This window comes from Stenotrophomonas sp. P5_B8, assembly GCF_054049855.1.
The window spans coordinates 1-12,379 of sequence record NZ_JBFULO010000085.1 but is presented as its reverse complement, the minus strand read 5'-3'; the positions used below and the strand labels follow the sequence as shown (position 1 = coordinate 12,379).

Genomic DNA, 12,379 nt, shown 5'->3' with positions numbered 1-12,379 from the left:
AGCTGGTGTTGCGGGACGTGCAGGGCGATGCGAAGGCGATCGACGAGCGGCTGTCGCTGATCGCCGCGCGCGGACTGCCGAACTGGTTCGGCGAACAGCGTTTCGGCCGCGACGGCGGCAATGTGCCGGCGGCGCTGGCGATGTTTGGCGGCCGACGCGTGCGCCCGGACCAGCGTTCGCTGCTGTTGTCGGCGGCACGCTCGGCCCTGTTCAACCAGGTGTTGGCCGAGCGCGTCGCGCAGGGCAACTGGGACACGCCGCTGGACGGTGAGGTGTGGATGCTGGACGGCAGCCGCAGCGTGTTCGGTCCGGAACCGTGGACGGATCTGCTGGCCGACCGCCTGGGCCGCTTCGACATCCATCCCAGTGGCCCGTTGTGGGGCGAGGGAGCGCTGCGCAGTACCGGCGCGGCCGCCGATCTGGAGCTGGGCGCGATATCGGACGAACAATCGTTGGCGCTGCGTGCTGGCCTGGAAAGTGCGCGCCTGAAGCAGGAGCGTCGCGCGCTGCGCCTGCGCCCGGCGATGCTGCAGCACACCTGGTTGCAGCCGGATGTGCTCGAGCTCAGTTTCGCGCTACCGCCGGGCTGCTACGCCACCGCCGTGCTGCACGAGCTGGGGCCGGTGGAAGACGCAAGCCAGACGCTCCTGACGGCGGATTGATTGCGGCATCCCCCATCAGGGGGGGCGGTAGAGCCACGCCATGCGTGGCTGCGCTCCGATCCGGCACCGCGCACAAGCCACCCATGGGGCGGCTCTACGGCGATCCGGCGCCGCGTGCAGCCACCCATGGGGTGGATCTACCGCGATCAGGCGTCATGTGCAGGCACCCAGCGGGCGGCCTTACCGGTTCGCCAGCAACACCACCACCGCGCCGGTACCGCCTTGCCCAGCCGGCGCCGAATGGAAGGCCAACACGTCGTTGCGCTGGCGCAGCAGGCGGTCGACCAGGTTCTTCAACACCGGTGCGCCGCCATCGGACTGCAGGCCCTTGCCGTGGATGATGCGCACGCAGCCGTATTCGTGCGCGTGCGCTTCCAGCAGGAACTGGCGCAGCAGGTTTTCCGCCTGTACCACCGTGGCCCCGTGCAGGTCCAGCTCGTCCTGCACCGAGTACTGGCCACGCTTGAGCCGCTGGAACATCCGCGCCGGCAGGTTGTCGCGCCGGTAACTGGCGGTGTCGCCCGCTTCCAGCGGGCTGCTGTCGCGCAGCAGGCGCGCGAATTCGCCGCGCGCTTCGTCCTCGTCACGTTCGGCCATGCGCGCGCGCGGCTTCGGCCGCGGCACGGCCGGCGGCGCGGCCGCAGGCTTGCGCAGGGGTTTGACCTCGCCGATTGCCGAGCGGAACAGGGCGGCGGGGTCGTCGTCTTCAGAATGTGACATGCGTACAGCGTAATGCCAGGGGATGGCCGCTGCCTACCGTCATCCGGGGTAGGACGATCTGCCCGCTTGCGGCACAATAGCTGACGCACTTGCGCGGTCGGTGTTCCCCAGACCGGGGAGGGCCGGCCCCGCCAACGCTGGAAAGTGATGGAATCGAAGTCTTGAAAAATCAAGCGGTTAAATCGCAGATGCGGATCTTGGTCAGCAACGACGACGGTGTCGACGCGCCGGGTATCAGGATGCTCGCCTCGGTACTGCGTGACGCCGGTCATGAGGTGACGGTGTTCGCGCCGGACCGTGACCGCTCCGGTGCCAGCAACTCGCTCACCCTGGACCTGCCGATCCGCGTCAAACGCATCGATCATTACACCTGCTCGGTGGCCGGTACGCCCACCGACTGCGTGCACCTGGCGCTGACCGGCGTGCTCGAGTACGAGCCGGACATCGTGGTCTCCGGCATCAACAACGCGGCCAACCTGGGCGATGACGTCATCTACTCCGGCACCGTGTCCGCGGCGATGGAGGGGCGTTTCCTGGGCCTGCCGGCCGTGGCGATGTCGCTGGTGACGCACAACCACGAGCCGCGCAATTTCGAGACCGCCGCGCGTGCCGCGGTCGAGATCGTGACCCGGCTCAAGGCCGATCCACTGCCCGCCGACACCATCCTCAACGTCAACGTGCCGGACCTGCCGTGGCGCGAGATCCGCGGATTCGAGGTGACCCGGCTGGGCAACCGCCACCGCGCCGAGGGCTGCATCGCCCAGCGCGATCCGCGCGGCAACGAGGTGTACTGGATCGGTCCGGCCGGACGCGAGCAGGATTCCGGCCCGGGCACCGATTTCCACGCGGTGCGCAACGGCTTCATTTCGATCACCCCGATCCAGGTCGACCTCACCCGCTACCAGGCGCTGGAGAAGGTGGCCARCTGGGTCGGCGGGCTGACGGCCGCGCTGGATCGCCCGGCATGAGCCAGCGCCTGCGCCTGCAACCCGAAGCGGTCGGCATCGGCATGACCTCCCAGCGCGTGCGCGACCGCCTGGTCGAGCGCCTGCGCGAAGCGGGCATCGTCGACGAGAACACGCTCAACGCGATCCGCGTGGTGCCGCGCCACCTGTTCATCGACGAGGCGCTGGCCTCGCGCGCGTACGAGGACACCGCGCTGCYGATCGGCCACGGGCAGACCATCTCCCAGCCGTGGGTGGTGGCGCGGATGACCGAGGCGGTGCTGCATTGCTCGCCGAAGAAGGTGCTGGAAGTGGGCACCGGTTCGGGCTACCAGGCCGCGATCCTCGGCGCGCTGGGGCTGGAGGTCTATACGGTCGAGCGCATCGGTGACCTGCTGCGCCAGGCGCGCAAGCGTTTCCGCGCACTCGGCATGAACATCCGCACCAAGCATGACGATGGCCGCGTCGGCTGGGCCGAGCACGGCCCGTTCGATGCGATCGTGGTCACTGCCGCCGCACCGGCGCTGGTCGACGCGCTGGTCGAGCAGCTGGCCATCGGTGGGCGGCTGGTGGCGCCGGTCGGTGGCCCGGGCGCGCAGTCGCTGGTGCAGTTGACCCGTCGCGATGACGGCAGCATCGAACAGCAGGTACTGGCACCGGTCACGTTCGTGCCGCTGCTGTCTGGCATGCTGGATTGATTCACAGGAGCGTTGCGTCATGAAGATCTTTGGTCCGCTGTATGAGCGGGCGATGAAATGGGCCGCGCATGAGCGCGCGCCGACCTATTTGACGGTGTTGAGCTTCATCGAGGCGATCATCTTCCCGGTGATGCCCGAGGTGATGCTGGCGCCGATGTGCGTGGCCCAGCCCAAGCGCGGCTGGTGGTTTGCCACGCTGAGCCTGGGCGGTTCGATGGCCGGAGCGCTGGTCGGCTACGCGCTGGGGCATTTCGCCTTCGAGGCGCTCAAGCCGGTGTTCGCCGCGCTGGGCATGCTGTCGAGCATCGAGAGCGGCATCGCGGTGGTCCAGGCCAAGATGGCCGAATCGCCCTGGGCGGTGTTCACCTTCCTGGTGCTGGGCGRCTTCATGCCGATCCCGATGAAGGTCTTCACCTGGGCATCGGGTATCGTCGGCGTGCCGTTGCCGCAGTATTTCCTGAGCATGTTGATCGGTCGTGGCAAGCGCGTGTTCGTGCTGGCCGCGGTCATCCGTATTGGTGGTCCGCGCGCGGAAGCTGCGCTGCGGCGTTGGATTGAACCGCTGGGCTGGATCGCGACCGTGCTGGTCGTGGCGCTGGTCGCCTGGCTAGTCTGGAGGGCGAAGTTCGCATGAGTGCTGATCGTTTGAGCAGGGGGCTGCGTGTTACCGCGCTGGTGCTGGCGGTGTCCACGTTGGGCGCATGCGGGACGGCCACGGTGGTCAAGCCGTCGTCGCCGGGTCGTGGTGCGCATCCGACGCCGCAGGCATCGGTGGCCAAGCCGGGGCAGACCGCCGTGGTGCGCCGTGGCGATACGCTGTACGCGCTGGCACGCATCCACAACATCACCCCGCGTGACCTGGCCGCCTGGAACGGGCTGGCCGAGCCGTACACGATCTATCCGGGGCAGACGCTGAAGCTGTATCCGGGCGGTGGTGCACCGGGCCGTGCGCCGACCACGGTGGTAACCGCGCCACGTCCGGGCACAACCGCGCCCGCGCCGGCCCCGACCCCGTCGCCGACCACGGCGATMAAGAGCAACATCAGCTGGCGCTGGCCGGCCGATGGCGCGCTCGTGGGCAAGTTCGTCGGTGCCGATGTGACCAAGCAGGGCGTGGACATCGCAGGTACGAGCGGACAACCGGTACGGGCGACCGCGCCGGGCGTGGTGGTGTATTCCGGCGCGGGCCTGGTCGGGTTTGGCGAGCTGATCATCATCAAGCACAGCGATCAGTGGCTGTCTGCGTACGGCCACAACCGCAAGCGGCTGGTCAACGAAGGCCAGAGCGTCAAGGCCGGGGAACAGATCGCCGAGATGGGCCGCACCGGCACCACCCGCGACATGCTCCACTTCGAGATCCGCTACAACGGCAAGCCGGTCGACCCGCTGCTGTACCTGCCGCCGAAATAACTGGCGCGTCCCGGACGGGCGCGCTGTTCCTGGGTAGGGCGACGCCATGCGTCGCCATCTCGGTGCGGGCTCCGTGCGCCGGTTCGGTGTGCAGCCACCCATGGGGTGGCTCTACCGGGCCGGGTTCGCGCGCCGGTTGGGGTGTGCAGCCACCCATTGGGTGGCTCTACATGCACAAAAAAGGCCGCCCCTGGCGGCCTTTCCTGAACAAAAACGACCGCATTCACCCCTTCAGGATGAACGCCGCAGCCACTTTGCGGCCTTCGCCGGCCAGGATGTTGAAGGTCCGCGCGGCGGCCGGGTTGTTCATCACTTCCAGGCCGATCCCACGGGTCAGGCACGCGGCCATGACCGCCGCGGGCGGGAACACCTGGGTATCGCCGGTGCCCAGCACGACCAGTGCCGGGTTCAGCGCCAGCACCGGCTGCAGGTGTTCCGGGGTCAGGGCGGCGATATCGGCCACCGGCCACGCTTCGATCAGCGTGTCCGGGGTCAGCACGAAGCTGCTGGCCAGGGTGCGGTCATTCACTTTCGCGGTGCGCCCATCGGCGGCACGCAGGGCGTAGGCGTAATCGGGCAGTTCGTGGCTCAGTTGCATCTTCAGGGTCCGGGATCAGCCGCGCGGCAGCACGATCTGGCGGTGTTCCTTGCTCGGGCGGTACAGCACGGCCACATGGCCGATGCGCTGCACCAGGGCACTGCCGGAGGCGGTGGTGAGTTCGGCGATCATCGCGTCGCGGGCGTCACGGTCTTCGGCGGCCACTTTCACCTTGATGAGTTCATGGCGTTCCAGAACTTCCTCCAGTTCGGCCAGGAAGGCCGGCGTGACCCCCTTGCCGCCGATCTGCAGCAGGGCTTTCAGATCATGGGCATGGCCGCGGAGGAAGCGGGTCTGGGCAGAGGTCAGGGCAATAGACATTCAGGAACAAGCGGTTAACTGGGGCGATCAGGGTATCATGACCACCCGTTCCGGCCCTATTACCAATGGCTTCCCGTAGCAAGAGCAGTCAACGCTGGTTGAAAGAACACTTTTCCGACCCCTTCGTGAAGAAGGCGCAGGCCGAGGGCATGCGCTCGCGCGCGGCCTACAAGCTGGAGGAGCTGCTCGAGCGGGACCGGYTGCTGAAGCCGCACATGGTGGTGGTCGACCTCGGCGCCGCTCCCGGCGGCTGGTCCCAGCAGGTGCGGCGCCAGATCGGCGACACCGGCCGGGTGCTGGCACTGGACATCCTGGAGATGCCGCCGCTGGCCGGCGTGGAGTTCCTTCACGGAGACTTCAGGGAGCAAACCGTCCTATCGCAGTTTGAAGCCATGCTCGGGGACCAGGCGGTAGACCTTGTGCTCTCGGATATGGCCCCCAATAAAAGTGGTATGGATGCGGTCGACCAACCGCGGATGATGCACCTGGCGGAGTTGGCGATGGATTTTGCCGACAACCATCTCAAGCCCGGTGGCGCGTTCCTGATCAAGCTGTTCCAGGGCGTGGGCTTTGACGACTACGTGCGCGAGATGCGCCGCAGGTACGACAAGGTCGCGATCCGCAAGCCGGAAGCCTCCCGCAAGCGTTCGTCCGAGGTATACGCCCTCGGGCAGGGCAAACGTGCGCAGATCAAGTAAGCTCAACCATACGAATCGCGTCAGGAATTAGAGGAACACCGGAGCCAATGAGGATGAACGACTTGACCAAGAACCTCCTGCTATGGGTGGTCGTCGCCGTGGTGCTGATGGTGGTGTTCCAGAGCTTCTCGCCAAAGAGCAGCGGCGCGGGCGCCCAGGGCGCGACGTATTCGCAGTTCCTGGACCAGGTGGACAGCGGCAACGTCCAGAAGGTGACCTTCGCCGGGGATGTCCGCGGCGGCACCAGCCAGCTCTCCTACACCACCCGTGGCGGCCAGTCGGCCACCATCACCGCGCCCTACGATCGCGACCTGATCAACGTGTTGCGTGGCAAGAACGTGGAAATCGTCCAGGAAGAGCCGTCCAGCGGCATTTCGCTGGGTGCGATCCTGATGAACTTCCTCCCGGTGATCCTGATCATCGGCTTCTGGCTGTTCATCATGCGGCAGATRCAGGGCGGCGGTGGCGGCTCCAAGGGCGCCATGTCCTTCGGCAAGTCGCGCGCCAAGCTGCAGGGCGAGGACCAGATCAAGGTCACCTTCGCCGACGTCGCCGGCTGCGACGAGGCCAAGGAAGAAGTCAGCGAGCTGGTCGACTTCCTGCGCGACCCGACCAAGTTCACCAAGCTGGGCGGCAAGATTCCGCGCGGCGTGCTGATGGTCGGCCCGCCCGGTACCGGCAAGACCCTGCTGGCCCGGGCCATCGCCGGTGAAGCCAAGGTGCCGTTCTTCTCGATCTCCGGTTCGGATTTCGTGGAAATGTTCGTCGGCGTCGGCGCCAGCCGCGTCCGCGACATGTTCGAGCAGGCCAAGAAGCAGGCGCCKTGCATCATCTTYATCGATGAAATCGACGCMGTCGGCCGCCAKCGYGGYGCKGGCCTGGGCGGCGGYMATGACGARCGCGAGCAGACCCTGAACCAGTTGCTGGTCGAAATGGAYGGTTTCGAGGGGGGCGAGGGCGTGATCGTCATCGCTGCCACCAACCGTCCGGACGTGCTGGATCCGGCGCTGCTGCGTCCGGGCCGCTTCGACCGCCAGGTGGTGGTCGGCCTGGCCGACGTGCGCGGTCGCGAGCAGATCCTCAAGGTGCACATGCGCAAGCTGCCGCTGGCCGACGATGTCGAGCCCATGGTCATCGCGCGCGGTACCCCGGGCTTCTCCGGTGCGGATCTGGCCAACCTGTGCAACGAGGCGGCGCTGTTTGCCGCGCGTGGCGGCGAGAAGGAAGTCCGCATGGACCACTTCGACCGTGCCCGTGACAAGATCCTGATGGGTGCCGAGCGTCGTTCGATGGCGATGAGCGAAGAAGAAAAGACGCTCACCGCCTACCACGAAGCCGGTCACGCCATCGTCGGCCGCCTGGTCCCCGAGCACGATCCGGTCTACAAGGTCACCATCATCCCGCGCGGTCGCGCGCTGGGTGTGACCATGTACCTGCCGGAAGGCGACAAGTACTCGATGAACCGCGTGGCGATCGAATCGCAGCTGTGCTCGCTGTACGGCGGGCGCGTTGCCGAAGAGCTGATCTTCGGCACCGACAAGGTCACCACCGGTGCCTCCAACGACATCGAGCGCGCCACCAAGATGGCCCGCAACATGGTCACCAAGTGGGGCCTGTCCGACGAACTGGGTCCGATCGCCTATGGCGAAGAGGACGATGAAGTGTTCCTCGGCCGGTCGGTCACCCAGCACAAGAGCGTTTCGGACGACACCGCGCGCCGCATCGATGAAGTGGTGCGCAGCATTCTGGACAAGGCCTATGCCCGGACCACCGAGCTGCTGACCGCCAACCTGGACAAGCTGCACACCATGTCGCAGCTGCTGCTGCAGTACGAAACCATCGACGTGCCGCAGATCGATGCGGTCATGGAAGGTCGCGATCCGCCGCCGCCGATGGGCTGGGACAAGTCCAACAAGGACGGTGGCAGCAACAACAACAACGACAAGGGCGGCGACGCCCRTCCGGTGACGCCGATCGCCGGTCCTGCCGAGCAGCTGTAAGCACGGCAGGGTGAACACGAAGGCCGGGGAAACCCGGCCTTCGTCGTTTCCGCGCCATAATGCGCCCCTTGTTCCTGCTTTCTGTTCCGGAGTCGCCATGTCCACCACGCCCCCACCACCGGTGTCGCACACCGTCGAGATGGTGATCGCCACGGTTGTCGGCGTCGGTATCGGTCTATTCCGCGACAACTTCCTGCTCGGCGCTGGTATCGGTATCGCGCTGGGCATCCTGTTGAGCATCGCCAAGACCCTGTACGTCGATCGCAAGCGCCGCCAGCGCTGACCGGTTGCGCTGGTGGCGCGCGGGCGGCAGCATGCAGCGGTGCAGGTCGCATGCTGCGACCACGCGCCACTTTTCCAGGGGGAAACCATGCGTCATTCGTTGTGCGTCGCTGCCGCGACGCTGTTGAGCTGTGCCACGCCCGCGCTTGCGGCCGATATCCACGTGCAGGATCCGGTGCCCTTCGCGGAGTCGGCCTACATTGCCGACAACATCAAGGCGGAATGCCGGATCTGCGCGCAGCTGGCCAGTGCACTGGGCGCGAAGGCGCCGGTGCATGGCAACCGGATCCTCTTCGACACGGCGCCGATGACGCGTGACAGCGGTCGCGTGCTGCAACTGGAACTGGTCGAAGCGCAGAGCGCGGGCAATGCCTTTGCCGGTCATTTCAAATCCGCCACGGCGCGGGGCGTGCTGTTTCAGGATGGCCAGAAGCTCGCATCGGTCACGGCGCGGCGAACCTCGCGGGCGGCGCGTTCGCCGGCTTCAAGGGGTCTTGTGACGTGCTCGAACGCACCGTCAACGCGATCGGTAGCGACCTCGCCGAATGGCTGGCCAATCCCGTCGATGGCGCCCGCCTCGGCGATCTCTGACGGCCGCTGCGGTACGCCAGCGTAAACTACGCGCTGGCGTACTTCGTGGACCTGCCCATGTTCGACATTTCTCCCCAGCTCGATTGCGGTGGCCGTGCGCTGCGGCTGGATCGCCCGCGCGTGATGGGTATCGTCAACGTCACCCCGGACTCGTTCTCCGACGGCGGCGTGCATGACACCCTGGAGGCTGCCGTCGCCCATGGGCTGCAACTGGTCGCCGAGGGTGCCGACCTGCTGGATATCGGCGGTGAATCGACCCGCCCGGGCAGTGCGCCGGTGTCGCTGGAGGAGGAGCTGCGCCGGGTGATCCCGGTGATCGAGCGGCTGGCGCGGGAAACCCACGTCCCGATCAGTATCGATACCTTCAAGCCGGAGGTGATGCGCGCGGCGGTGGCCGCTGGCGCCGGCATGCTCAACGACATCCACGCACTGCGCCAGCCTGGTGCACTGGCCGCCGCCGCCGACCTCGGCGTGCCGGTGGTGCTGATGCACATGCAGGGCGAGCCGGGCAGCATGCAGGACACCCCGCACTACGATGACGTGGTCGCCGAGGTGCACCGTTTCCTCGCCGAGCGCCTGTTTGCCGCCGAGATGGCCGGCATCGCGAAAAAGAACCTGGTGATCGACCTGGGCTTCGGCTTCGGCAAGACGACCGAACACAACATGATCCTGCTCGCCCGCTCGGCGCGTTTCCTGGACCTGGGCGTGCCGCTGCTGGCCGGCCTGTCGCGCAAGCGCAGCATCGGCGAGCTGACCGGGCGCGAACAGCCGCGCGACCGGGTAGCCGGCTCGGTGGCCGCGCACCTGATCGCCGCCCAGCGCGGGGCGACGCTCCTGCGCGTGCACGACGTGGCTACCACCGTTGATGCACTCAAGGTGTGGGCCGCGGTCGATGCCGTGCCGGCACCGCGCGTGGACGCTGCGCCGGCCATGCCGCGCTGGCCGGACGAGGACTGATGGGCACCGACCAGCGCCCGCTGGCGATCGCGGTGATGGGCCCGACCGCGTCGGGCAAGACCGCCACCGCGATCGGGCTGGCGCGGCAGCTCGGCGGGGAGATCGTCAGCGTCGATTCGGCGCTGGTCTACCGCGGCCTGGACATCGGCTCGGCCAAGCCCGACGCCGCCGAGCGCGCGCAGGCGCCCCACCATCTGCTGGACGTGCGCGACCCGTGGCAGACCTATTCGGCGGCCGAATTTGCCGCCGATGCGGCCCGCGCCGTCGCCGACATCCTCGCTCGTGGCCGCATGCCGATCCTGGCCGGCGGCACCGGGCTGTACTTCCGCGCGCTGCTGCAGGGCCTTTCGCYGATGCCGCCGGCCGATCCGGATACCCGCGCGCGCATCGCCGGGGAGGCCGCAGCCAAGGGCTGGGCCGCCCTGCACACCGAGCTGGCCAGCATCGACCCGGCCGCCGCCGCGCGCATCCATGCCACCGATCCACAACGCATCCAGCGGGCGCTGGAGGTCTACCGGCTCAGCGGGACCCCGATCAGTGCGTGGCAGAAACTGCCCGGCGTGGACCGCCTGCCGGTCCGCACGCTCAAGCTGGTGCTGGCCCCGCGCGAGCGCAGCGTGCTGCACCAGCGCATCGAGACCCGTTTCGACGCCATGCTCGGGCAGGGCTTCCTGGACGAGGTCCGCGCACTGCGCGCGCTGCCGCAGATGGCCCGGGTGGCTGCGCCCCTGGACCTGCCGGCGGTGCGGGCGGTGGGCTACCGCCAGGCCTGGGAGTTCCTGGACGGGCAGGGCACGGCCAGCCAGTTCCGTGAACGCGGCATCCAGGCTACCCGCCAGCTGGCCAAGCGCCAGCTCACCTGGCTGCGCGGCGAGCTTGATGTGCGCTGGTTCGATCCCCATCTTGATCAGGCTTCGCTGGCAGAAGCGGTGTCGACCTTCGTCGCACGCTGACTCCACGCCTTCCCCACTCCAGCCCGTGTACCATCAAGGATTCCGGTGGGCGGCGGGGGCCGCGGAAACTGCCGGAAGACCATAAAAACAATAATCAGGAGTTAGCAATGTCCAAGGGGCAATCGCTGCAGGACCCGTTTCTGAATGCACTTCGGCGCGAACGCGTGCCGGTTTCGGTGTACCTGGTCAACGGCATCAAACTGCAGGGGACGATCGAATCGTTCGACCAGTTCGTGGTGCTGCTGCGCAATACGGTGAGCCAGATGGTGTACAAGCACGCCATTTCCACCGTGGTGCCGGCGCGCAACGTACGGGTTGGCCCGGGTGGCGGCTATGTACAGTCCAATGAAGGTGGCGCCGAAGGCGTCCAAGGTGAAGACGACGTTGAGTAATGCGTTGAGTATTTCTGGAGAACTGCGTGTTTGACCGTTCMAAGCGAGGCGAACACGCACTCCTGATCCAGCCGCACTTCGGCCGGCTCGAAGAAGACGTGCTTGAAGAGTTCACGGACCTGGCCCGCTCGGCCGGTGCGAGCATCGCGGCGACGCTGACCGCGCGCATCGACCGACCGAACCCGTCGATCCTGATCGGCACCGGCAAGCTGGATGAGGTGAAAGCCGCGGCCGATGCCACCGGTGCCGACCTGATCCTGGTCAACCATGCGCTGACACCGGGGCAGGAGCGCAATCTCGAGCGCTTCCTGGAGCGGCGCGTGATCGACCGGAGCGGGTTGATCCTGGACATCTTCGCCCAGCGCGCACGCAGCCATGAGGGCAAGCTGCAGGTGGAGCTGGCGCAGCTGCGCCACATGTCCACCCGGCTGATCCGCGGTTGGACCCATCTGGAGCGCCAGCGCGGCGGCTCCATCGGCCTGCGCGGCCCAGGTGAAACCCAGCTGGAAACCGACCGTCGCCTGCTGCAGAAGCGGGTCGAACAGCTGCAGAAACGGCTGGAAAAGGTCGAGGTGCAGCGCACCCAGATGCGCCGCGCCCGCGTGCGCAGCGAACTGCCGCGCGTTGCCCTGGTGGGTTACACCAATGCCGGCAAGTCGACCCTGTTCAATGCCCTGACCGGTGCCGAGGCCTACGCCGCGGACAAGCTGTTCGCCACGCTCGACCCGACCGTGCGCCGCATCGCGGTCCCGGGTGGCAACGTGGTGCTGGCCGACACCGTCGGGTTCGTGCGCGATCTGCCGCACGAGTTGGTGGCCGCGTTCCGCTCGACCTTGAGCGAAGCGCGCGAGGCCGATTTCCTGCTGCATATCGTCGACGCCGCCGATCCGCACCGCGAGGACCGCATCGCCCAGGTCGACGAAGTGCTGGCCGACGTGGGTGCGGGCGATCTTCCGCAGCTGCTGGTGTTCAACAAGATCGACCGCATCGAGGGAGCCGAAGTGCGTCACGACGCACAGGACGGCATCCCCGATACCGCCCGTCGCGAACGGGTATGGATCTCCGCGCGCGACGGGCTTGGCCTGCCGCTGCTGCAGTCGGTGTTGGGCAAGCGCCTGGGCCTGCAGCACATCGACGCAGCGCGCCGGTGATG

15 protein-coding genes and 1 pseudogene are annotated in these 12,379 nt (G+C 67.4%); 13 read left to right on the top strand and 3 right to left on the bottom strand.

Annotated elements, in window-relative coordinates:
* Positions 1-662, top strand: a 662-nt coding sequence (locus ACXJKH_RS07105; protein ID WP_457318908.1) for a tRNA pseudouridine(13) synthase TruD, incomplete at its 5' end; no start/stop codon positions are given.
* A 180-nt stretch (positions 663-842) separates the two neighbouring features.
* Here ACXJKH_RS07105 and ACXJKH_RS07100 read toward each other — a convergent pair.
* Positions 843-1,382: a Smr/MutS family protein gene (locus ACXJKH_RS07100; RefSeq protein WP_457318907.1), complete on the bottom strand. Its 540-nt coding sequence runs from the start codon at positions 1,380-1,382 to the stop codon at positions 843-845.
* A gap of 188 nt (positions 1,383-1,570) precedes the next feature.
* Between ACXJKH_RS07100 and surE the strand changes: the two genes are divergently transcribed.
* The 4 genes from surE to ACXJKH_RS07080 are packed head-to-tail and all read left to right on the top strand — an operon-like array spanning position 1,571 to position 4,434.
* Complete coding sequence (gene surE, locus ACXJKH_RS07095) at positions 1,571-2,350, top strand: 5'/3'-nucleotidase SurE (RefSeq protein ID WP_457318906.1); 780 nt, start codon at positions 1,571-1,573, stop codon at positions 2,348-2,350.
* A complete protein-coding gene (locus ACXJKH_RS07090; protein WP_457318905.1) occupies positions 2,347-3,024 on the top strand; it encodes a protein-L-isoaspartate(D-aspartate) O-methyltransferase in 678 nt (225 codons plus the stop codon). The genes surE and ACXJKH_RS07090 overlap by 4 nt, the downstream gene beginning before the upstream one ends.
* A 19-nt stretch (positions 3,025-3,043) precedes the next feature.
* The gene (locus tag ACXJKH_RS07085) at positions 3,044-3,658 is read left to right on the top strand and encodes a YqaA family protein (RefSeq protein ID WP_457318904.1); all 615 of its coding nucleotides are present in this window, start codon (positions 3,044-3,046) and stop codon (positions 3,656-3,658) included.
* A complete protein-coding gene (locus ACXJKH_RS07080) occupies positions 3,655-4,434 on the top strand; it encodes a peptidoglycan DD-metalloendopeptidase family protein (RefSeq protein ID WP_256774125.1) in 780 nt (259 codons plus the stop codon). The genes ACXJKH_RS07085 and ACXJKH_RS07080 overlap by 4 nt, the downstream gene beginning before the upstream one ends.
* 223 nt (positions 4,435-4,657) lie before the next feature.
* On the opposite strand, the gene ACXJKH_RS07075 is transcribed toward ACXJKH_RS07080, so the two are convergent.
* Both ACXJKH_RS07075 and yhbY read right to left on the bottom strand, forming a co-directional pair.
* Positions 4,658-5,032 carry an Mth938-like domain-containing protein gene (locus ACXJKH_RS07075; protein ID WP_256774124.1) on the bottom strand — a complete coding sequence of 125 codons (375 nt, stop codon included), beginning with the start codon at positions 5,030-5,032 and terminating at the stop codon, positions 4,658-4,660.
* A gap of 15 nt (positions 5,033-5,047) precedes the next feature.
* Entirely contained in the window at positions 5,048-5,353 is a 306-nt protein-coding gene (gene yhbY, locus ACXJKH_RS07070; protein WP_256774123.1) for a ribosome assembly RNA-binding protein YhbY, read from the bottom strand.
* 65 nt (positions 5,354-5,418) lie between these two features.
* On the opposite strand from yhbY, the gene rlmE reads away from it, so the two are divergent.
* From rlmE to hflX, 8 genes and pseudogenes are all read left to right on the top strand, one after another.
* Positions 5,419-6,051: a 23S rRNA (uridine(2552)-2'-O)-methyltransferase RlmE gene (rlmE, locus tag ACXJKH_RS07065; RefSeq protein WP_457318903.1), complete on the top strand. Its 633-nt coding sequence runs from the start codon at positions 5,419-5,421 to the stop codon at positions 6,049-6,051.
* 53 nt (positions 6,052-6,104) lie between these two features.
* A complete protein-coding gene (gene ftsH / locus ACXJKH_RS07060; RefSeq protein ID WP_457318902.1) occupies positions 6,105-8,051 on the top strand; it encodes an ATP-dependent zinc metalloprotease FtsH in 1,947 nt (648 codons plus the stop codon).
* A 97-nt stretch (positions 8,052-8,148) separates the two neighbouring features.
* A complete protein-coding gene (locus tag ACXJKH_RS07055; protein WP_256774120.1) occupies positions 8,149-8,334 on the top strand; it encodes a hypothetical protein in 186 nt (61 codons plus the stop codon).
* A gap of 87 nt (positions 8,335-8,421) precedes the next feature.
* Positions 8,422-8,949: a hypothetical protein gene (locus tag ACXJKH_RS07050; protein WP_457318901.1), complete on the top strand. Its 528-nt coding sequence runs from the start codon at positions 8,422-8,424 to the stop codon at positions 8,947-8,949.
* A gap of 32 nt (positions 8,950-8,981) precedes the next feature.
* Positions 8,982-9,881: a dihydropteroate synthase gene (gene folP / locus ACXJKH_RS07045; protein WP_457318900.1), complete on the top strand. Its 900-nt coding sequence runs from the start codon at positions 8,982-8,984 to the stop codon at positions 9,879-9,881.
* On the top strand, positions 9,881-10,834 hold the full coding sequence (miaA, locus tag ACXJKH_RS07040; RefSeq protein WP_457318899.1) for a tRNA (adenosine(37)-N6)-dimethylallyltransferase MiaA: 954 nt from the start codon (positions 9,881-9,883) through the stop codon (positions 10,832-10,834). The genes folP and miaA overlap by 1 nt, the downstream gene beginning before the upstream one ends.
* Before the next feature lie 107 nt (positions 10,835-10,941).
* A complete protein-coding gene (gene hfq / locus ACXJKH_RS07035; protein WP_137190031.1) occupies positions 10,942-11,226 on the top strand; it encodes an RNA chaperone Hfq in 285 nt (94 codons plus the stop codon).
* A gap of 26 nt (positions 11,227-11,252) precedes the next feature.
* Positions 11,253-12,374: pseudogene (gene hflX, locus ACXJKH_RS07030) on the top strand (ribosome rescue GTPase HflX); the annotation flags it as partial.
* Between the last annotated feature and the right edge of the window lie 5 nt (positions 12,375-12,379).

Coding starts and splice junctions, on each gene's coding strand:
- ACXJKH_RS07100 (WP_457318907.1), bottom strand. CDS start 1,382: ATGTCACATTCTGAAGACGACGACCCCGCCGCCCTGTTCCGCTCGGCA.
- ACXJKH_RS07075 (WP_256774124.1), bottom strand. CDS start 5,032: ATGCAACTGAGCCACGAACTGCCCGATTACGCCTACGCCCTGCGTGCC.
- yhbY (WP_256774123.1), bottom strand. CDS start 5,353: ATGTCTATTGCCCTGACCTCTGCCCAGACCCGCTTCCTCCGCGGCCAT.
- ACXJKH_RS07055 (WP_256774120.1), top strand. CDS start 8,149: ATGTCCACCACGCCCCCACCACCGGTGTCGCACACCGTCGAGATGGTG.
- ACXJKH_RS07050 (WP_457318901.1), top strand. CDS start 8,422: ATGCGTCATTCGTTGTGCGTCGCTGCCGCGACGCTGTTGAGCTGTGCC.
- folP (WP_457318900.1), top strand. CDS start 8,982: ATGTTCGACATTTCTCCCCAGCTCGATTGCGGTGGCCGTGCGCTGCGG.
- hfq (WP_137190031.1), top strand. CDS start 10,942: ATGTCCAAGGGGCAATCGCTGCAGGACCCGTTTCTGAATGCACTTCGG.